Below are 17,220 nucleotides of genomic sequence, written 5' to 3'. Positions count from 1 at the left end.
ATCACCAAGCAAAGTTAAAAGATTAAAGTTTAAAAGTTTTACTGAAGCATGCCCTCCAGCTTCTCCACGAACTCCATGCTCCGCCTGAGGTCCGCAAAGTACTCCTTCGCCCTCTCGATGTGCTCCTTCTCCACCCTTCCACCCTTTGCCAGAACGCTCGCGGGCGCGAGGAGCTGTACCGCGTAGCGCAGGCTGGTCTTCTCGCCGAGCTCCGCGAGGTACTCTATCGCCTCCTCGCTGACCTCAATCTTCTCCTCCCTCGCACGAATCTTGACTATCTCCCTTATCTCCTCCTTCCTGTAAGGCTCGGTGTTGATTATGAGCAGCCTGTCGAGCATGTCGATGGGTATTCCGTGCGGGGCCTCGAGGTCGGTGCCCCTTATCTTCGTCCTTCCGCGATTGGTGGCCAGGATGAGAATTGGCGCCAGCTCGCTCTCCATCGCCCTCGCGAGGAATGAGAACGCCTCGATGTCGAGCATGTGAACCTCGTCTATGAAGAGAACCCCCGGCACGAGGCTGGCCTTTCCTTCCTCGATCCACTTCTTGACCGTCTCATCAACGCGCTGCCTTATGTCGTCGCTTATCTCCGCCCCGGTACTGAAGAGCAGGCCGAAGATGTTGCCGCGGGCGTTGGCAACGTCGAGGTCGTGGAGCGTGACGGTGTAAGTGAACTCCTTTATCTTGAGAACCGGTCCGCTGGGGAGGTTCACCTTGCGCTTGAAGAACAGTCCCTCTTCCTCCTTCGTGGTGCCTATCTTTGAAATCCTGCCAGTTTCAGCGTCAATCTGTATGACGTCGCCCTCTTCAACGCCCATCTCCATGAGCTGATAGGCTATTTCCCTGCCGGCCCTGATGGTCTTCTCATCGTCCTTGGTGCGGAGGGTTATGACGACGCTCTCGGGAATCTCGACGTAGGGGTTGAACGGGTGCCTGGTGCGGTTTATCCTTATCTCCCTGACCTCGCCCTCGTAAACCTTCCTCTCCTCGCTTATCCTCACTCCTATGGCCCTCCTAAGGGCCTCCTTCAGGAACTCGGTCTTCTTGACCTCGGCGGAGTAAATCTCGCTTCCCGCCATCTGGACGAAAGGCACGTCCTCACCGAGTTCCCTCGCTATACCCATAGCTATTGCCGTCTTACCGCTTCCCGTCGGACCGACGAGGAGGATTCCCTTTCCGGCGAGCTTGCCGCGCTTGATGAGCTCGACCGCTATTCCCGCCGCTTCCCTAGCCTTAACCTGCCCGACCATGCCGTCGGCCATGAAAAGGGCCTTCCCCTTCTCGTCGAGGCCGAGGCCCTTGATGTGGGAGTGGCTCCCGATTCTCTCGAAGCTCCTTGCAGCCACTTCCTCTATCACTGGCATGACACCACCCCCTTTAATCTTTCCGGGGGTTACTAAAAGAAGGGAGATTTAAAAATTTGACGGCACGGCTCAGGCCGTCGATCCCGGGCATCGTTCACCCCAAAGGCCAATGTCATCATCGCCGGAAAAAGTTATGACGGGCCCTTAAAAACCCTCTCAAAGCACGTGGAGGTACTTATGAACCTGGAAGCTCAGGCCGACGTCCCTCCGGCCCATGATCAGAGCCACCTCGCGATAGAGCTCCATGAGCCTCTCCTGACTTATCTCGATCGGCTCCCTCGGCTGGATTACGAGTGGAGCCAAACCCTTCAACAGTTCAGCGTACCAGCGGACGTTCTCGATTTTCGTCCCCGACGTAACGACGAGTTTGGCGTAAACCCTGGCCCCGGCTTCCTTCAGAATCCTTATGCTCTCGACCTCGCGGAGAACCAGAGCCCTCCAGCCCTCCGTGGCCCTAGCCGTCTCGTCCTTTATGTCAACGCTCGCGTAATCTGTGAGGTCGGCAACCTCCCTAACCAGCTCCGGAAGGCCGCCGTGGGTCTCAAGGAAGTTGTCGAAGCCGAGTTCCTTCATCTTCCCCATGAGAGCTTTGAGAGGCTTGATTTGAAGGGTTGGTTCCCCACCAGTGTAGCTCACCGAGTGGATGTCTCCAGTATCAAGCCTGAGAATGGCATCGACAACATCTTCAACGCTCGCGGGATTTGGCTTATACTCAAACTTTCCGGTGAAGGGTTCAATCTCGTACCTCCAGCGCGAAACTTTGGAGGCGTCTATGTACTCTCGGGAGTCACACCACTGGCAATGAAGGTCGCAACCGGCGAAACGAACAAAGATTTGTCTCCTACCAAAGGCACTTCCGGGAACACTTCCTCCCTCGCCCTGCCAGCTGTTGAAGACTTCGGCCATTACGGGCTTCATGGATCCTCCTTAGTCACGCACAATTTAAAAGTTTGCCAGAAGTGTTATAAGGATTCCATACGTTAATACTATCGGTGAGACTTAATGCGGAAACTCGCCATCGTCATTATTATTATCCTGTGCTCTATAATATCCGCTGGGTTCTACTGGCATCATGTCCAGCAACAGCCTTTTCTGGAAGCCTACGGGGTCCGAGCACTCTCATTGTTCCCGGACGGAAGGGTCGTAGTGGTTTCCAAGGTGCCAGGCACTCATGAGGGCTTTCTCTCGGTGTACTCCCCAAACGGGACTCAGCTGTGGAACCTGACTTTTGGAGAGGATGGTACCTACTGGGACAGCGTAATCCACGCCCGAGTTTCTCCCGACGGCCGGTACCTCGGGGTCATGACAGTGAAGAGGTTTATGCTCTACAGAGAGGACGGGACGTTGCTCTGGGAGAAGAGAAACCCCCTGTCGGACGAGTTATGGTCAGCGGTGCCTCAGTGGGCATCCATTGATTTCTCAGAAGATTCCCGGTACGTGGCATTTGGACTTACCGACGAAAAAAGCGTTTTTCAGGTTTTCTCCATTGATGGGAACCCCATACTCGACGGGACTGCAGAGGGTGTAGTGCGGATAAAAGTCTCCACGGGAGGAGTATACCTGTTAACGGACTCCCTGTTCTCAGTCGGGGAAATAGGCTCAAAAGTACTCTACTACGGCTTTGATGGGAGCAACTGGAGTGTGGAGATTCCATTGGGGTCTCCCAGGAGTCTTGACGTCCTTGAAACCTCCGGCGGGGCATATCTGGCATATGCCGATTGTGGAAGGGGGTTAAGCTTGATCAAGAACGGAACCGTTGTCTGGAGCAGAGACAACGGCACCTGTTACTGGGACGTTGCCTTCTGGGACGGCAACATATACGCAGGTTATGATAGGGGGATCGCCGTTTACTCCCTCAACGGAACCCTTCTTGATGAGCTGGGGAAGGGACTAAGTACTCCCTGGACATTCCTCCGCGGAAGCGAGGATTTGATGGCTCTTAGAGTCGATCTTGTAACTGAAAAAGAAGAGACGCAGGTCTACCTCATCCGTGATGGCAAGCTGAACGGCATCTGGAAAATTCAGGGGAGATATGTGGGGGATCACATCTCCCACGCGTTTGCAGACTACAGAAGCGGGAAGCTACTGGTCGGGGTGTATGGAGAGGAAGGAAAACCCGGCAGAATATACCTAGTCCAAGTTGGAAAGTGAGTCAACATCGAGTCCCTTAACCTTCTCGCTCACGAAACCCTCGAGTATCTCCACTTTGACCCTCCTGTCCTCGCCGGTCATGTCTGCCATCAGCTGAACTCCCCTCGTGTAGTCCCAGAGGCGCCTCTTTGCCCCGTCCGTAACGCCTTCGGCCATTACGATAAGCTCCCTCTCCTCGGGATGCGCTCCCATCCATTCCACAACCTTCCTCGCGTCCTCCTCGGTAAAGACACCTTTCTTTTTGAAGAGCACGCTCCCACCCCCCAGCCAAGCGATTATGTGATTAAATAATTATTGAATTCGGTAGATAAACAATCAGACGTACCTCATCAGCAGCTCGACGGCCTCTTCAAAGATCTCCCTGTCCCGCCCATCGAGAACGCTCTCCAGATAGTGAAGGTTTGCTATGTTGAGGATTATGTACGCTGTATCCCTGTCCAGCCCGAGGTCGTAGGCTTCGTAGTAGACGATCTCCCTGCCCAGGGCGTCGTTGAGCATTTCCACGAAGTAGGCGATGTCTTCCACGCGGAGCTCGTCCCACTTGCTCTCCATCTCGTCGAAGTAGCGCTCCATGACGCGCAGAGTCTCAAGGTCAACCTTCAGGGCCCCCTCAAAGTAGGGAAACTCGCCCACGCGGAAAATTTTGACGCCTTCTTCGTCCTGAACGCCTATGTAGTCCCACAGGAGAATACCCTCCACCGGATTGTGGCCGTATTTGCTGGCTAGATATGAGAAGCGCTCCATTATCTCCGTCATGTCGTCGAGGAACTCCTCCTCGTCGTGGAAGTGTATTATCTTGCTTATCGTTCCGGCCATGTTCTGCACCTATGGGTGAGTAGGCCCAACTGTTATAAGGTTTTGTGCATAGAAATGAATGCCCGACGAGTATTGGGTTGCGATGACGTCGGGACCCCCAGGGGGCCGACATCTCCAATGGCCCCCTTACAAACTTCGCCTGCGCGACGTTGGAGCGAAGCTCCAACGCACGGGACGACAGTCCCGTTGAGTTTGATTAAGGTTCGTGGCTCCTCCTCAGGGCTTGTTTCTAAAGTGTGATTATAGTTGTGAGTTTAAGCCTTAGAATGTTGGAATTCGTTAAGGCACGCTCTTTTTAGAGGAGTTCGTTTTTAAACCGACGCCCGGAGGGCGTCAATGGAGGAGAACTCCCTTTTAGCTTGTAAAGCGAATGGATTCCGCGTTGAAAGTTCTCCACTTAGAATAATCACACTTAAGCACGTTCAAGTTTAGTGGAGCCACAAACTTTTGGTGAAGCTTTTCCCAAAAGCTTCAGCGCCGCTTTCACTGTCGTTCAAGCGTCCTTACGGATGGCGGAAAATGAGGTGCATCTTCTACAAGCTTCAGGTTCTGAAGGGTTTTTACTCACTCGCTCCTTTTGTGAGTGTTTCGCTACACAAACGGCGTCCAAAGGACGCCAAAGACACAAGTAGAAACCAAAGATGAAGTATGCATGCATAACAGGAAACCCACAGAAAGCTTTAAATTCTCGGAGTGCACGCACCCGGTTTGGAGTTTAAATGGTCCAAATCTCTTTGGTCAAGCTTTGCGTCAGCAAAGCTTGTTATGCAAAGGTTTATAAAACGTCTCCGGAAACACTCTCCAGTCGTGAAAACCGTTGATAATTAGGGGTGATGCTCATGGGAAGGACTACTAAGGTTGGTTCAGCCGGAAGGTACGGTCCAAGGTACGGTCTCAAGATCAGGAGAAGGGTCGCGGCCGTTGAGGCCAAGATGAAGCAGAAGCACGTCTGCCCTGTCTGCGGAAGGAAGGCCGTCAGGAGGATAAGCACGGGCATATGGCAGTGCCAGAAGTGCGGTGCCACCTTCGCCGGCGGCGCCTACCTGCCGACCACTCCGGCCGGAAAGGTCGCCAAGCGCATAACGGCCTCCAAGGCCTGACTTCCTTCCTTCTATTCGGGTGATAAAGATGGTGATGGCCGTTTACCGCTGTGCAAAATGCGGAAGGGAGGTCGAACTCGACCTCGAGAACACAAGGGAAGTTCGCTGCCCCTACTGCGGCAGCAAGATACTCTACAAGCCCAGGCCCCGCGTGGCCAGGCGCGTCAAGGCGATCTGATTCTTTCGTTTCGAAAGCTTTTTAGCAACCAAAGCGGGTTTTGAGTGAGGGCTATGATGCTGATAACGACATCCCACCGACCGACGAGGAGGACGAGGAGCTTCGGTCACGACCTAGAAAAGGTCTTCCCCAACTCGCTCTACCTGACCAGGGGAAAGAAGACGGTCCAGGACCTGCTCATGGAGGCCTACGACAGGAACTACGAGAGGCTCTTGATAGTCAACGTCTGGAAGGGGAACCCGCTCAAGATGACCTTCATCAAGGTCGACCCCGAGGACTGGGGCTACCTCGGCTACCTCTACCTTCACGGCATAAAGCTCCAGCGCGAGATTGGTTTTAGAGACATAAGGCCCATCCGCGAGGAGATGCCGCTTGTTGTGACCACAGCAAAGCGCGTCGGGCCTGATCATGTGGCGTTCGCCCAGGCCTTCGCCGAGCTGACGGGGGGGAACCTTCATCCCGAGGCGCGAGCGCTCCCTCCTCGGGATTGCCGATAAGTACAACACCGACGTGCTGAGCGTCATCGAGAGGCACCCGCGCGGGATGGCGATCAACTTCTACCGCTTCGATGTCGATAAGGAAAATCCCGTCGGTCCGCTCATAAGCGTCAAGATATGGATCATGGAGGACGGAAGGAGATGGGACTACAAGGAAGCGGCGTGGCTGAAGAAAAGGAATGGCCAATCGAGGGAGTGATAGAACTCTCCTTTCCCGATGAGGAGACTGCGAGAATAGTTTACGAGAGCGTTCTGTACGAGCACGAGAGCGTACCATATCGGAGGAGCAGGATAGAGTTCCTCCGCGAGGGGAACAGGGTGATAATCAGGTTCCTCGCCCGGGACAACTCCGCCCTGAGGGGAACGCTGAACTCTTATCTGAGATGGATTAAGGTTGCCATGGACTCTCTTGAGGTTTAGCCTAAACTATTTAAAGCCCGCCTCTTATTCTAACCCGGCATCGCGATTACGGAGGTGTGTGTCATGCAGAACATTCCGCCCCAGGTTCAGGCCATGCTCGGCCAGCTTGAGAGCTACCAGCAGCAGCTCCAGCTCGTTATCCAGCAGAAGCAAAAGGTTCAGCTCGAGCTCACCGAGGCAAAGAAAGCTTTAGAAGAGCTTGAGAAGGTCGAGAACGGGACCACCATCTACAAGACCGTCGGAACCCTCATCGTCAAGACCGACAAGGTCAAGGCCGTCGAGGAGCTGAAGGAGAAGGTCGAGACCCTTGAGGTTCGCCTCAGTGCCCTTGAGAGGCAGGAGAAGAAGCTCAACGAGAAACTCAAGGAGCTCACTGCCCAGATCCAGAGCGCACTCAGGCCGCCCACGGCCGGCTGATTCCCTTTTCTTTAATTGCCATCACGGAGGGAGCGAGATGGACGAGGGAAGCAGTGGAAAGAGGGTCATCCACATTGGACTTCCGGAACTGAGCGAGGAGGAACTTATAGAGGTCGGCGAGCTCGCCCAGGAGACGATAATAAAGCACGTCTTCGATGTTCTCAACAGAAGCGACGTCAAGGACATCGAGGTGACGATGAGAATAAACAGGGAAGATACCCTCGACCTCGAAGTCGAGGTCTACCTCGAGGTCCCGATATTCGTGAAGGTAGATGTTGAGGAGCTAATAGACGAGGCCGTGGAGGAGGCCTATGAAACCGTTGAGAGAAAGCTGAGGGAGATCGCGGGAAAGGGTTAAATCAGTCAACGCTTATTACAACCTGGTGAGACTATGGAGTACAGAGAGATCGCGAGAAGGTTTGCTCATGATGTCAAAAGGCTCCTCGGAGAGTCCGTCAAGGACATGATACTCTTCGGTTCCGTCGCCAGGGGAGATTATCAACCTGACAGCGACATTGACATTCTAGTGATCGTGGATGGGGATCCCTGGGATGCCCAGAAGAGGATCTCAGACGTAGTTGTCGAGTACCTGCTCAAGTATGGAGTCTACATCTCGGCTAAGGCGATAAGCATTGACGAGTTCGAGTTCATGCGGAGAATCGAAACTGCATTTTACACAAACATCAAGCGGGAGGGAATATCACTTGGGTGAAAGGGAGATAGAACTCCTTCTCGGCAACGCCCACGAGTCTCTAAACGCGGCCGAAATTTTACTTGAGAACGGCTTTTACCGAGATGCCATGAGCAGGGCATATTATGCCATGTTCTACGCGGCGAGTGCACTCCTAAGGGCTAAAGGCATCATAACAAAGAGCCACCGGGGAGTTATCGCAAAATTTGGGCTTGAATTCGTTAATGAGGGCACTATAGAGGCGTACTATGCCAAAGCACTCAGCCTCGCGGAAACTCTAAGGGAGCGCGCGGACTATGACGCCACTTTCAGGCCCAATAAAGACGAGGCTGAGGAACTTGTAGAAGACGCCAGGAGATTCGTAGGGAGGATAGAGAAGGCACTGGAGGAAATGAAATGAAGGGTAAAATCAAGCTCAAACGCTTCCTTGAGCGCTCAAAGGAAAAATCCTTCATTCTCCTCTGCCACCACAACGCCGACCCCGATTCCCTCGGCTCGGCGATAGCGTTCGCCATCTATCTCAAATCAATAGGGATTGAAAAGGTGAGGATAGGCGTCGCCCAGAGCGTTTCTTCCTACGCGAAGAGACTTTTGACGCTCTCTCCGGTCCCCGTTGAGAAGGACCCCCTCGTCGAAGAAGATGTGGTCATGATTTTTGACACATCCTCCATAGAGCAGCTTGAGCCGATCGAGATCCCAATGGGAAAGGCGGTCATCGTGATAGACCACCACGTCGAGAAGGAGAACCCGATAAGGGCGGACATTGCAGTGGTCGATTCCTCCAGGACTTCTACGGCGGAGATCGTGTGGGAGCTGTTCAAATACCTCGGCTTCTACGACGAGACCGCCGTCAGGGCCCTCCTGGCGGGAATAGTCACGGACACCGCCAACTTCCGCTTCGCCAACGCAAGGACTTTCAGGGCAGTCTCCGAGATGCTAGAGCGCTTCCCGCTTCAACTCGGGGAGATATTCCAGATGGTTGCCCCCGTAAGCGACGAGAACATCGACCAGGCGAAGAGGATGGCGATGCTCAAGGCCTGCCAGAGGCTCGAAATCAAAAAGTTCAGGAAGTACATCATAGCGGTCTCCAGGGTTTCCGCCTACGAGTCCCTCGCCTGCAAGACGTTCCTGAACCTCGGCGCGGACATAGCCGTTGTGGGAAGCGAGAAAAAGGGAGTGAGGATTTCAGCGAGAGCAAAGGAGAGCCTCGTGAAGAAGGGCCTGCACCTCGGAAAGATAATGGAGAAGGTCGGGCCGACCATAGACGGCTCGGGCGGCGGCCATGCCGGCGCCGCCGGGGCGAACGGAAGGAAGAACCTCGACGAGGCTATAAAGCTGATCCTGAAGGAGATTGAGAGGTTTTTGAGGGAGGTTGATTGAGATGGCAAAATGCCCGCTCTGCGGCAGTTCCCTTGACTGGGCAGGACTGATAGAGCAGATGCTCACCCTTGAAAACGCGAATGAGATTTTCCAGGACCGTGAAAAGTTCACGGGGACCTTCGAAGGCTTTGTCTTCAAGTGCCCCCACTGCGGCGAGGAGTTCTACGGGAGGAACCTTCCGATGAAGGAGGCCGAGAAGGTCTTCGCCCTGCTCAAAGAGTTCAAGGGCTCCATAGACTGGGAGAACCGGAAGGTTCGCCTGAGGCTCAACAGCCTTTTGGCGCTCGACACTATGCTTGAGAACTGGGACAGGAAGGTCAAGGGTTAGCGATAGCCTTTTTTACTTTCATCCCCTATTTCTAGCGGTTGGTGGTTCTCGTGGAGGCCGTGGAGCTTTACCTATCCAAAGGGGACTATAAAAACGCATTAAAAAACGCACTGGCAGTGGGGGACGAAATACGGCGGCTGGTGGCTCTCAATGAAGTCCTGACGGCCTTCCCGCGGGACGAGGTTTTAAGCCACATGCTGGAGACGCTCGAATCCGTGAGGGGAACGCCGGAGAAGGCTCTGGCGTATTCGATCCTCGGCAGGGCTCTCTACACGCTCGACAGGGACAGGGACGCGGAGGCATACTTTGAAAACGCCATAGATATCGCCGGGAGCATAGACTCACCGAGGGTCAGGGGTGAAGTGCTGGCAGGGATAGCGAGGAACCTCGTCCTTTCGGACCGCTATAAGGACGGCTTGGAGCTTTTCAAGGAAGCCGTCGAGCTCCTCCAGGCCTCGCGGGGGCTGTCATCGGCGGCAACGTCATCGCTCATAAAGGTCGCCCGGCTAATTGAGAAGAGCGCCGACGAGATACCCAACGAGATGGCCCTCGACTTCTACGGGCTGGCACGGGAAGTTTACGCCTCCATATTCTTCAAACTCCAGGCAAAGTACATTGAGGACAAAATGGGGCTCATCAGAGACGTTTTGAAAAGGGGCAAAACGGCGGTGGAGGAGCTCCTTGAAAAGGGGGAGGTCGAGCCCGCGATTTCTATGATGCGTTTCCTTCCTCTGGAGGGCAGGGCTATATCGATGCTCGAGCTGGCCTACTGGCTCTACCTCCACGAGCAGCCGAGGCTCGGCAGGAGGGTCTTCGACGACGCCCTTGAGATAATCTTTGTGGGCAAGTTCAAGCCGGCCGACAGGGAGCTGGAGGGGATAGCGAAGCGCTTCCTGCGCATCGGCTTTCTGGAGGAGCCGCTGATCCTCGCGGGGGTGATAAGAGACGAGAGGCTGGCCTCCGAGCTCCTCGGGGACGTTGCCATGGCGTACGCCCGCTGGGGCGATAAAGCCAGAGCCCGTTCGATAGCCGAGGGTATACGGGACGAAAGCGTTAAGAACCGCGTTTTAGAGGCACTGGAGGGTGAGAGTTATGTGGGACACGAGCAAGGATTACCGCTTACTGGTGGCGGAAAAGGCAGTGGAGCTGTTTCTGAAGACGGTGGAGCACGCGAAGTTCAAGGGGAAGTGGAACAAGAAGGGAGCGATTCAGCTGGCGAAGGAGATGATTCCGGAGATACAGGCGATGCGGTACAGCTACGTGGAGCCGAAGGAGCTGATTGAGACACCACAGATGAGGGCCCTGAAGGAGAAGGCCAACGGTATAATCGAGGCTTTAGGCGGTGAGGACTGGCACCACAAGTTCATCAGCCTGGCCGATAAGAGCGAGCGCGAGAAGGTCGAGGAGCAGGTGGCCAAGGTCAGGTTCTTCCTGAACACGGTGCTCGGCCTCGAGAGACGCCTCGCCCTTGGCAAGATAAACGACCCCGTCATAGCGGTGGACATCAAGGTCGGCGAGGTGATGAGTGTCGGGAAGCACCCGAACGCCAACCGCTTGCTCGTCACTAACGTTAACATCGGCGACAGAGCGATAACAGTCGTTACCAACGACCTGACGGTGAAGGAAGGAAACCGCGTTGCGGTTGCACTGCTCCCGCCGGCCAACTTCCGTGGAATCGTCAGCGAGGGAATGTTCCTCGGCGCCGGTGAAGGCGTCCTCAAGGACGTCAAGGGAGAAATAGGCGGCCTGCCGAAGGGGGTTCCGCTCGAGGCCTTCAACGAGACGAGGAACCTCGTCGAGGCGTTTTTGAAGGGATGATTTTTCGCTTTTTGTTCCGATGTATTCACTAGCTTACTCGATTACTCTTCTTTCTTTTAGCCTATCTCCATCGTAAAACCCAACTCTGAATCAATTTATACTCGAAAAAAAGGAAGAAACTCTACGAATAGTAAAAGGAAAAATTTATATGGGATAATGTTCATGAAATTATGAAAACACCTCGGGGTGAAGCACTTGAAGTGGAAGTCTTTGCTGGCAGTCCTCATAGGACTGCTGGTGGTTGGAGTGACTGCTGGAAATTCCTATGCCCCAATACAAAAACCCCGCTATCCCGTCCAGCCATCGGGGCCATTGACAAAAGTCTTCACCGGGCCTAAGGCACCGCTCTATGCTCTTTCTTTCGTTAAAGGGAGAACATTGACACTCACTATAAACTTCAGTGCCATAAAAAATGCAACTTTCATTGGAATAGCCCTGAGACCAGCAGGTAATGGGGCGTACATTCCTGCATATTACATAGTTCAAGGGGCAAAGCCTTGGGAATATTCTCTCATTCAGAGAAAGTTTACAGAATTTGCAGAAGGCCACTTTAGGGCTCAGGTTTCGGACATTAAAATTGCATCGAGCATCGAACCCAACGTAAACTGGAACTATGCCGGGAGTATTGACTATATAACTCATACTGTCTCCCATCTCGGACAGAGCGGGTATCTTGAATTTAAGGGGTTCTATTATTATTACGTGATTGACCAGAATACTATTGAGTACTATGCCCAAACAAAGCTTCGTGGGGATGTATCCTCATCGGCGGTTGCAGTTAAGGATCTTGACCTCCACGTAAGCCGAGGGCACACACATGAGGTAATAGACGATTTCCTTCCTGACGGACACATTGGACCAACTACAAGTTATTATGAATCCCTGACCGTCGAATTGACTCCAGAAGAGGCAACCAAGATCAGTGCCAGTGCAGGCTATTCTGTAAACACAAACGATGATTACTACTTTAGGATTGATACCCACACTGCAGATCCTAACAGCTATGTGGATTTCCATGCATATGACTTCAAGAAAAAATCTTGGTGGAGGGACCCTCCCGCGTGGGGTCGTTCTTTCTACATGAAAACGGCCACTACTATGAAAACCACATCAACAGCTACCACTACGTATTTCGGTGTCTTCAAATACAGGGTAAGTGGAGAGTTCTATTTCAAAACCCCCGACTATACAGTGATAACAAAATCACCCGAAGACATAGACGTTTCAGTATTTGTCTACCCACCCCATACTGTGTTTCACGGTTAATATACTGATGCCTATCTCTATTCTTTTTGAAGTCAATTCCAGGTTAAAGTTTTTTGGCTCTTATATTGACTGGCTCCAGATACAGCCTTAAACATGCTCTACGATGCAAAGTTGAGCAACTTCTCACTTAAACCTCAGTTTACATATTGGGTTGAGGCTGACCTCCTCTCCGCCGTGAAGGGTGAGAGTTCCAACGAAGAACCCCCAACCCAAGGGCGGGAAGGTTTTCGGGCGCTCATCTCCTACTCCTCTCGCGAGTTTCGGCTCGGCCCGAAGGCACGGTCTCGCGCCCGTTACCCCTACCGCCAGACAGGATTGGGGGTTATCGCTCAAGGCCACTCATTGAGTTTCAAACCGCTCAAAGGCGGTTCTTGAAAAGGACGCTTAACAGCGTCTTCCCCCCAATGGCGGGAGGACACGCTGAAACCCCCTCTCACCGGGTTCTTTTGAGTGGCCTCTCCGAGGCCTTACTACACCCCAAAGTTCAAAAGGGTTTCGACTGTTGAAATGCCGGATTACCGATTACTGCACCCCCACCCTAAAAGGCGAGGCTTTCAAAAGAAAAAGTAAAACCTGCAAGAAATTCTCTCCCGACTGCCGGATACTGCGTATGTAATCCATAGTGGAAGTTAGGGAACAGGACGTATCCGGCCTTCTTCGACTTCCAGAACAGGAGCCTGAACCTCCCCCTGCAAACGAAAGCGCGGTGCAGAAGTATCTTGAATTCTTCAGTGAGCACGATGGGAAAGTTTTTCCATGTAATTCCACAGTTAAGGCAACATACAACGGCACGAGCACCGTTAGAGTGATGGAGGGAACGTGTGTTGTTCCAGCCTGTGTAATGGTGAACGGATGAAGTATTCCGATGGTCCAGCTACCCATTCTCTCTATCATCCTCTACGGGCTCCTCTTCCTTCTACCCGAGAGATTGCCTTTCCCCCTCTACGCCCTTTTTTATTCCATAGTTTTTACCTTTCAGGCCGCCGCCGTGTTTGATGGGCTGGGCGTTGATGCGCACTTACCCGGGTCCCTGGAGCTGGTGAGCTGGCCTACTCCTCCCTGATTGGCACGCTGATGGCATCTGTTCCGCTCGTACTGATAAGGAAGAAAAGGGGAATAACAGGGCCGATTCTCTGCTCTTCGCATAGTTCAGTCCTGCCTGAACCCCATTCTCTTCTTCACGACCTCCAAAGCCCTCTCCGCGTCGTCCCTGAACTCCCCGTAACCGAGCTCCTCCATCGTCTCGGGCAGGGGAACTCCAAGCTCCTCGTGCCATCCCCTCAGCCTGTAGAACTCCCTTCTCGCCTCGAGGAAGTCGTTGTAGTCTATAAACGCCGCGTTGCCCTCCGCCGGGCCGTCCGGCTCTGGCTCCCACCAGCGCGGGGGTATGGTATCGTCGAGCGGTGGGGTAACCCAGTCGAGGGCGTCGTGTATGCGCGCGATGCTCTCAACCGCCTGCGCGATCTTCCTGAACCTTTCAACGGTCCACTCCTCGCCCGTGGCCAGTGAGTAGAACCTCGCCAGGTCCTCCATCCTGTAGGACACGAACTTGCACGTTCCGAGCATGTCGGTGATGTAGCTCTCGTCCCTGCCCTCTATCATGGAAGGCACGAGCTCCTTCGCCGGCCCCTGGTTGGGCAACTGGTGCGGCCTCGGCCAGCCGCGGAGGTGGGAAGCACCAACGTCCGCTGTGGCGTAGCTTAAAGCGTAGGTTCTCCTTCCGCGCGGGTCCCAGGCGGGGCTTTCCATGCCCTTCACGTGTACCGCGAACTCGCAGCCCCTGCCGAGCCTCTCGCAGGCCCTCTTCACGCCGTCCGCCAGAACTGCCCCAATGCCCTTCCTCTCGGCCATCAGCTTGATTAGCTTCTCCTCAGCTTCCTCATCTCCGAAGCCTTTAACGGGGAAGCCTATCTCCTCATCAGTGATTAGGCCCCTCTCGACCAGCTCGAAGAGCCAGCCGATGGTGGCGCCGGTGGCTATGCTGTCGAGGCCGAGGTGATTGACGAGCCAGTTGAAGTAAGCCACCGCCGGGAAGTTGAAGACGCCGGTCGCCGCTCCGAGCATCGCTATGCTCTCGTACTCCGGCTTGACGCGGATTTTCCTGCCCTTGTATTCCACCTCGACGTAGCGGGCGCACTTTATCGGGCAGCTCTTGCCGTGGACGAACCACTCAGGGGTTACCTCGTACTTCTTGACTTCATCCCCTGCCAGCTTGCTCGCCAGCTCGTCCGGTATGTGGGGCCTTGAAAAGTTGTAGGCAGGGCTCATTCCAAGCGATGCGGAGCTCCTCAGCGCGTCGCTCGTTCCGTAGTTCCTCGTGTGCTCGTACTTAGGGTCGGTGGCGAAGTGCTCGTAGAACTCCTGCCATAGCCTCTGGAACTCCTCCGGCTCTGCAACCTTCGGCTTCTCTCCGGGCTCAACGACCACCGCTTTGACCTTCTTGCTCCCGAGGACTGCACCGAGACCGCCCCTTCCGCTCGCGCGCTCGGTGTCGTAAATCACGTTGGCAATTCTGCTGAGCCTCTCGCCGGCGGGACCGATTAAAGCCATACTCGCCTTCGGGTGCTCCTTCCAGAGTTCCCTGGCGACCTCGTAGTTGCCCCTGCCCCAGAGGTGCTTTGCGTCCCTGATTTCCACCTCCCCGTCGTGGACGTAGAGGTAGACAGGCTCCTCTGCCTTCCCCTCGATGATTATAGCATCGAAGTGCCCCTTGAGCTTTGGACCGAAGGCGTCTCCACCGCTGGAGTCGCTGATTAGCCCCGTCTCCGGGCTCTTGCTCACGGCTATGACCTTGCTCGAACCCGGAATCAGGCCGGTTAAACCTCCGGTGGCGAAGATGAACTTGTTGGCCGGGCTGAGTGGGTCGGTTCCCGGTGGCACTTCCCTGTAAATCAGGTAGTAGCCGAGGCCCTTTCCACCCACGAACTTCCTAATCACCTCGTCGGGCAGTTCCTCGTAGGTAACCTTTCCGGTGGTCAGATTTACGCGCGCAATCCGGTTGTGGTAGCCGTACATCAGACGCACCCCCTCACTTTTTCCACATCCTCCTCCTTGAGCCTCCAGCCCATGGCACCGGCGTTCTCCTCAAGGTGAACCCTGCTCCCGGCCTTCGGAATGGCGATAACGTTATCCTCCCGGATGAGGTAGTTGAGCGCAACCTGAGAAGCCGTTTTACCGTACCTCCTCCCAATCTCCGCCAGGCAGGGGTTCCTTGCGAGCGAGCCCTTCTCCAGCGGAGTGTACGCTATGAGCGCCATTTTTTCGCGCTTCATGTAGTCGAGAAGTCCGCTCGTCTCGGGCCACCTGTCGCGGAGTGAGTACTTCACCTCGTTGGCGACTATCTCGTACCTCCTCATGGCCTCCTGGGAGCGCTTGAGAAGCTCCAAGTCAAAATTGCTGACGCCTATGTAACGAATCAAGCCCTCATCAACCAGTTCTTCGAGTGCACGGAGCGTCTCTTCAATCCTCCTCCAGCTCTCGCCGGGCCAGTGGAGGAGGTAGAGGTCTATGTAGGTGCCGAGCCTTTTGGCGCTTTGCTTGGCTGCCTTCTTTGCCTCTTCGTAGCCGAAGTGTGTTGGCCACACCTTGCTGATCATGAAAAGCTCCTCGCGTTCGAAGCCGTCGATGGCCCTTCCAACCAGCTCCTCGCTGTGGCCGGCCCCGTAGAATTCAGCTGTGTCTATGAGGTTGATCCCCATCTCCAGGCCGTACCTCAGAACCTCAACGCTCTCCCTGTCGCGCGAGTAGTCGGGGCTCTCATAGCCCCCTATACCCCATGTACCCATACCAATCGCGGTAACCGTCTCAGCCTTAATCCTCTTCAAATCCCTCTGGATCATAACCCACCACACCTTTGGAATTAGGAAGCCGAACTTAATTAAGGTTTCCGTCTAAACGCTAAGATGGACAGAAATGGGATACGGCATGTTTTTAAATTGGAATCAAGAGTATTCCGCGGTGATACTATGGACCCGATGGCAGAGGTGTTTGAAAAAGCCAAGAAAAACCCCCAGATGAGGAAGAAGCTGCGGATAAAGGCGATTTTCTCGATGACGCTGTTCATAGCGTTCCTCGGTGTGATATTCATAACCATCGGAACGTTCATCTCCGCAAAGCAGGGGACTTTCCTGGGGATGAACCAGCTTGATTTCCTCAAGCTCAGGGCCCGCTACGGCCTCGTCATGATGGTTCTGATAATAATCCACCTGATCATGAACAGAAGCATAATGAAAAAGGAGCTGGAGCTGCTGACGGGTTAAACCTCCTCCAGCTTTTTCTTTACGTCTTCCGTGTTTTTCCGCGTTTCCTCAAGCGTGTTCTTGAGCCTCTCAAGCTCGACCTTGAATTCGTTCAGGGTTTTGTTCACCTGGTAGAAGGCAAACACCAAAACCACGAGGATTATCAAACCGAGTATTATGCTTATCCACCCGCTTGGAGTCGACATGGATTCCCCTCCCCACGGCATTTTTATCCCCCCAGATTCATAATCACGTCGTTGTCTATAACGAGCCTGAACGGCCTTGCACGGTAGTATTTCTTGGCCCTTGGGTCATCCGGCTCAAGTCTAAGTTCACTCTCGACGAGGCCGGCCTTTTCGAGCTTCTTGAGATGGAGATAAAGGAGCTGCCGCGATATTCCAAGTTCCTTAGCGAGTTCGTAAACGTACCACTCCTTCTGACAGAGAAGCTTGAGTATTCTGACCCTTACGGGGTTTGAAAGCGCATCGCAGATGGTGGCCAGCTCCTCGACACTCTGTACCATTTTCAACACCGCTGAGTCAAGACTAGAGGAGGGTTG

At 54.1% G+C, this 17,220-nt stretch carries 22 protein-coding genes and 1 pseudogene; 15 read left to right on the top strand and 8 right to left on the bottom strand.

From position 1 onward, the window contains the following. Window positions 1-38: 38 nt before the first annotated feature. Together APY94_RS05255 and APY94_RS05250 are read right to left on the bottom strand one after the other, a co-directional pair. On the bottom strand, window positions 39-1,361 hold the full coding sequence (locus APY94_RS05255) for a RuvB-like helicase (RefSeq protein ID WP_058938629.1): 1,323 nt from the start codon (window positions 1,359-1,361) through the stop codon (window positions 39-41). Window positions 1,362-1,517: 156 nt separating this feature from the next. Continuing rightward, window positions 1,518-2,279 carry a 7-carboxy-7-deazaguanine synthase QueE gene (locus APY94_RS05250; RefSeq protein WP_058938628.1) on the bottom strand — a complete coding sequence of 254 codons (762 nt, stop codon included), beginning with the start codon at window positions 2,277-2,279 and terminating at the stop codon, window positions 1,518-1,520. An 84-nt stretch (window positions 2,280-2,363) separates the two neighbouring features. Here APY94_RS05250 and APY94_RS05245 point away from each other — a divergent pair, with 84 nt between their 5' ends. Further along, window positions 2,364-3,512 (top strand): WD40 repeat domain-containing protein, encoded by a 1,149-nt coding sequence (locus tag APY94_RS05245; protein WP_058938627.1) that lies wholly within the window; start codon window positions 2,364-2,366, stop codon window positions 3,510-3,512. On the opposite strand, the gene APY94_RS05240 is transcribed toward APY94_RS05245, so the two are convergent. Together APY94_RS05240 and APY94_RS05235 are read right to left on the bottom strand one after the other, a co-directional pair. After that, window positions 3,492-3,764 carry a hypothetical protein gene (locus APY94_RS05240; RefSeq protein ID WP_058938626.1) on the bottom strand — a complete coding sequence of 91 codons (273 nt, stop codon included), beginning with the start codon at window positions 3,762-3,764 and terminating at the stop codon, window positions 3,492-3,494. The two genes, APY94_RS05245 and APY94_RS05240, sit on opposite strands and share 21 nt — an antisense overlap. A 63-nt stretch (window positions 3,765-3,827) precedes the next feature. After that, window positions 3,828-4,328: a hypothetical protein gene (locus APY94_RS05235; RefSeq protein ID WP_058938625.1), complete on the bottom strand. Its 501-nt coding sequence runs from the start codon at window positions 4,326-4,328 to the stop codon at window positions 3,828-3,830. An 839-nt stretch (window positions 4,329-5,167) separates the two neighbouring features. Here APY94_RS05235 and APY94_RS05230 point away from each other — a divergent pair. The 13 genes and pseudogenes from APY94_RS05230 to APY94_RS05165 all read left to right on the top strand — a co-directional run bounded on the left by APY94_RS05230 (window position 5,168) and on the right by APY94_RS05165 (window position 13,486). Beyond that, the gene (locus APY94_RS05230; protein ID WP_058938624.1) at window positions 5,168-5,428 is read left to right on the top strand and encodes a 50S ribosomal protein L37ae; all 261 of its coding nucleotides are present in this window, start codon (window positions 5,168-5,170) and stop codon (window positions 5,426-5,428) included. Between the two features lie 28 nt (window positions 5,429-5,456). Then, window positions 5,457-5,606, top strand: a complete 150-nt coding sequence (locus tag APY94_RS05225) for a DNA-directed RNA polymerase subunit P (protein WP_014788082.1) — start codon at window positions 5,457-5,459, stop codon at window positions 5,604-5,606. A gap of 53 nt (window positions 5,607-5,659) precedes the next feature. After that, window positions 5,660-6,302: pseudogene (locus APY94_RS05220) on the top strand (ribosomal biogenesis protein). Then, entirely contained in the window at window positions 6,245-6,523 is a 279-nt protein-coding gene (gene pcc1, locus APY94_RS05215) for a KEOPS complex subunit Pcc1 (protein WP_058938623.1), read from the top strand. Before APY94_RS05220 ends, pcc1 begins: the two are co-directional and overlap by 58 nt. 63 nt (window positions 6,524-6,586) lie before the next feature. Next, on the top strand, window positions 6,587-6,940 hold the full coding sequence (locus APY94_RS05210; RefSeq protein WP_058938622.1) for a prefoldin subunit beta: 354 nt from the start codon (window positions 6,587-6,589) through the stop codon (window positions 6,938-6,940). Window positions 6,941-6,977: 37 nt separating this feature from the next. Continuing rightward, window positions 6,978-7,298, top strand: coding sequence for a DUF3194 domain-containing protein (locus tag APY94_RS05205; RefSeq protein WP_058938621.1), 321 nt, complete (start codon window positions 6,978-6,980; stop codon window positions 7,296-7,298). 33 nt (window positions 7,299-7,331) lie between these two features. Continuing rightward, complete coding sequence (locus tag APY94_RS05200) at window positions 7,332-7,652, top strand: nucleotidyltransferase domain-containing protein (RefSeq protein ID WP_058938620.1); 321 nt, start codon at window positions 7,332-7,334, stop codon at window positions 7,650-7,652. Next, window positions 7,645-8,031: a HEPN domain-containing protein gene (locus APY94_RS05195; RefSeq protein WP_058938619.1), complete on the top strand. Its 387-nt coding sequence runs from the start codon at window positions 7,645-7,647 to the stop codon at window positions 8,029-8,031. Before APY94_RS05200 ends, APY94_RS05195 begins: the two co-directional genes overlap by 8 nt. Continuing rightward, window positions 8,028-9,011 carry a DHH family phosphoesterase gene (locus APY94_RS05190; RefSeq protein ID WP_058938618.1) on the top strand — a complete coding sequence of 328 codons (984 nt, stop codon included), beginning with the start codon at window positions 8,028-8,030 and terminating at the stop codon, window positions 9,009-9,011. Before APY94_RS05195 ends, APY94_RS05190 begins: the two co-directional genes overlap by 4 nt. A 1-nt stretch (window position 9,012) precedes the next feature. Further along, window positions 9,013-9,339, top strand: coding sequence for a hypothetical protein (locus APY94_RS05185; protein ID WP_058938617.1), 327 nt, complete (start codon window positions 9,013-9,015; stop codon window positions 9,337-9,339). 1,092 nt (window positions 9,340-10,431) lie between these two features. Beyond that, the gene (locus APY94_RS05175; RefSeq protein WP_058938616.1) at window positions 10,432-11,157 is read left to right on the top strand and encodes a tRNA-binding protein; all 726 of its coding nucleotides are present in this window, start codon (window positions 10,432-10,434) and stop codon (window positions 11,155-11,157) included. A 195-nt stretch (window positions 11,158-11,352) separates the two neighbouring features. Beyond that, the gene (locus APY94_RS05170; protein ID WP_058938615.1) at window positions 11,353-12,423 is read left to right on the top strand and encodes a hypothetical protein; all 1,071 of its coding nucleotides are present in this window, start codon (window positions 11,353-11,355) and stop codon (window positions 12,421-12,423) included. A gap of 865 nt (window positions 12,424-13,288) precedes the next feature. Next, window positions 13,289-13,486 carry a hypothetical protein gene (locus tag APY94_RS05165; RefSeq protein WP_058938614.1) on the top strand — a complete coding sequence of 66 codons (198 nt, stop codon included), beginning with the start codon at window positions 13,289-13,291 and terminating at the stop codon, window positions 13,484-13,486. A gap of 86 nt (window positions 13,487-13,572) precedes the next feature. Here the strand turns inward: APY94_RS05165 and APY94_RS05160 are convergent, their stop codons facing one another. Both APY94_RS05160 and APY94_RS05155 read right to left on the bottom strand, forming a co-directional pair. Continuing rightward, the gene (locus APY94_RS05160) at window positions 13,573-15,438 is read right to left on the bottom strand and encodes an aldehyde ferredoxin oxidoreductase family protein (protein ID WP_058938613.1); all 1,866 of its coding nucleotides are present in this window, start codon (window positions 15,436-15,438) and stop codon (window positions 13,573-13,575) included. Beyond that, a complete protein-coding gene (locus APY94_RS05155) occupies window positions 15,438-16,262 on the bottom strand; it encodes an aldo/keto reductase (protein WP_058938612.1) in 825 nt (274 codons plus the stop codon). Before APY94_RS05155 ends, APY94_RS05160 begins: the two co-directional genes overlap by 1 nt. A 126-nt stretch (window positions 16,263-16,388) precedes the next feature. Between APY94_RS05155 and APY94_RS05150 the strand changes: the two genes are divergently transcribed. Then, on the top strand, window positions 16,389-16,682 hold the full coding sequence (locus APY94_RS05150) for a hypothetical protein (RefSeq protein WP_058938611.1): 294 nt from the start codon (window positions 16,389-16,391) through the stop codon (window positions 16,680-16,682). Here the strand turns inward: APY94_RS05150 and APY94_RS05145 are convergent. Together APY94_RS05145 and APY94_RS05140 are read right to left on the bottom strand one after the other, a co-directional pair. Next, on the bottom strand, window positions 16,679-16,867 hold the full coding sequence (locus APY94_RS05145; RefSeq protein ID WP_058938694.1) for a hypothetical protein: 189 nt from the start codon (window positions 16,865-16,867) through the stop codon (window positions 16,679-16,681). The two genes, APY94_RS05150 and APY94_RS05145, sit on opposite strands and share 4 nt — an antisense overlap. A 23-nt stretch (window positions 16,868-16,890) precedes the next feature. After that, complete coding sequence (locus APY94_RS05140) at window positions 16,891-17,184, bottom strand: ArsR/SmtB family transcription factor (protein WP_058938610.1); 294 nt, start codon at window positions 17,182-17,184, stop codon at window positions 16,891-16,893. Window positions 17,185-17,220 lie beyond the last annotated feature (36 nt).

The sequence above is a fragment of the Thermococcus celericrescens genome, assembly GCF_001484195.1.
GTDB classification, from domain to species: Archaea; Methanobacteriota_B; Thermococci; order Thermococcales; family Thermococcaceae; genus Thermococcus; species Thermococcus celericrescens.
Note: the sequence above shows the minus strand (reverse complement) of the source record. Positions and strands in the feature narration are given on the sequence as shown.

Coding starts and splice junctions, on each gene's coding strand:
- APY94_RS05245 (WP_058938627.1), top strand. CDS start 2,364: ATGCGGAAACTCGCCATCGTCATTATTATTATCCTGTGCTCTATAATA.
- APY94_RS05150 (WP_058938611.1), top strand. CDS start 16,389: ATGGACCCGATGGCAGAGGTGTTTGAAAAAGCCAAGAAAAACCCCCAG.
- APY94_RS05255 (WP_058938629.1), bottom strand. CDS start 1,361: ATGCCAGTGATAGAGGAAGTGGCTGCAAGGAGCTTCGAGAGAATCGGG.
- APY94_RS05205 (WP_058938621.1), top strand. CDS start 6,978: ATGGACGAGGGAAGCAGTGGAAAGAGGGTCATCCACATTGGACTTCCG.
- APY94_RS05140 (WP_058938610.1), bottom strand. CDS start 17,184: ATGGTACAGAGTGTCGAGGAGCTGGCCACCATCTGCGATGCGCTTTCA.
- APY94_RS05175 (WP_058938616.1), top strand. CDS start 10,432: ATGTGGGACACGAGCAAGGATTACCGCTTACTGGTGGCGGAAAAGGCA.
- pcc1 (WP_058938623.1), top strand. CDS start 6,245: ATGGGACTACAAGGAAGCGGCGTGGCTGAAGAAAAGGAATGGCCAATC.
- APY94_RS05185 (WP_058938617.1), top strand. CDS start 9,013: ATGGCAAAATGCCCGCTCTGCGGCAGTTCCCTTGACTGGGCAGGACTG.
- APY94_RS05225 (WP_014788082.1), top strand. CDS start 5,457: ATGGTGATGGCCGTTTACCGCTGTGCAAAATGCGGAAGGGAGGTCGAA.
- APY94_RS05250 (WP_058938628.1), bottom strand. CDS start 2,279: ATGAAGCCCGTAATGGCCGAAGTCTTCAACAGCTGGCAGGGCGAGGGA.
- APY94_RS05155 (WP_058938612.1), bottom strand. CDS start 16,262: ATGATCCAGAGGGATTTGAAGAGGATTAAGGCTGAGACGGTTACCGCG.
- APY94_RS05165 (WP_058938614.1), top strand. CDS start 13,289: ATGGTCCAGCTACCCATTCTCTCTATCATCCTCTACGGGCTCCTCTTC.
- APY94_RS05210 (WP_058938622.1), top strand. CDS start 6,587: ATGCAGAACATTCCGCCCCAGGTTCAGGCCATGCTCGGCCAGCTTGAG.
- APY94_RS05190 (WP_058938618.1), top strand. CDS start 8,028: ATGAAGGGTAAAATCAAGCTCAAACGCTTCCTTGAGCGCTCAAAGGAA.
- APY94_RS05230 (WP_058938624.1), top strand. CDS start 5,168: ATGGGAAGGACTACTAAGGTTGGTTCAGCCGGAAGGTACGGTCCAAGG.
- APY94_RS05200 (WP_058938620.1), top strand. CDS start 7,332: ATGGAGTACAGAGAGATCGCGAGAAGGTTTGCTCATGATGTCAAAAGG.
- APY94_RS05160 (WP_058938613.1), bottom strand. CDS start 15,438: ATGTACGGCTACCACAACCGGATTGCGCGCGTAAATCTGACCACCGGA.
- APY94_RS05145 (WP_058938694.1), bottom strand. CDS start 16,867: ATGTCGACTCCAAGCGGGTGGATAAGCATAATACTCGGTTTGATAATC.
- APY94_RS05235 (WP_058938625.1), bottom strand. CDS start 4,328: ATGGCCGGAACGATAAGCAAGATAATACACTTCCACGACGAGGAGGAG.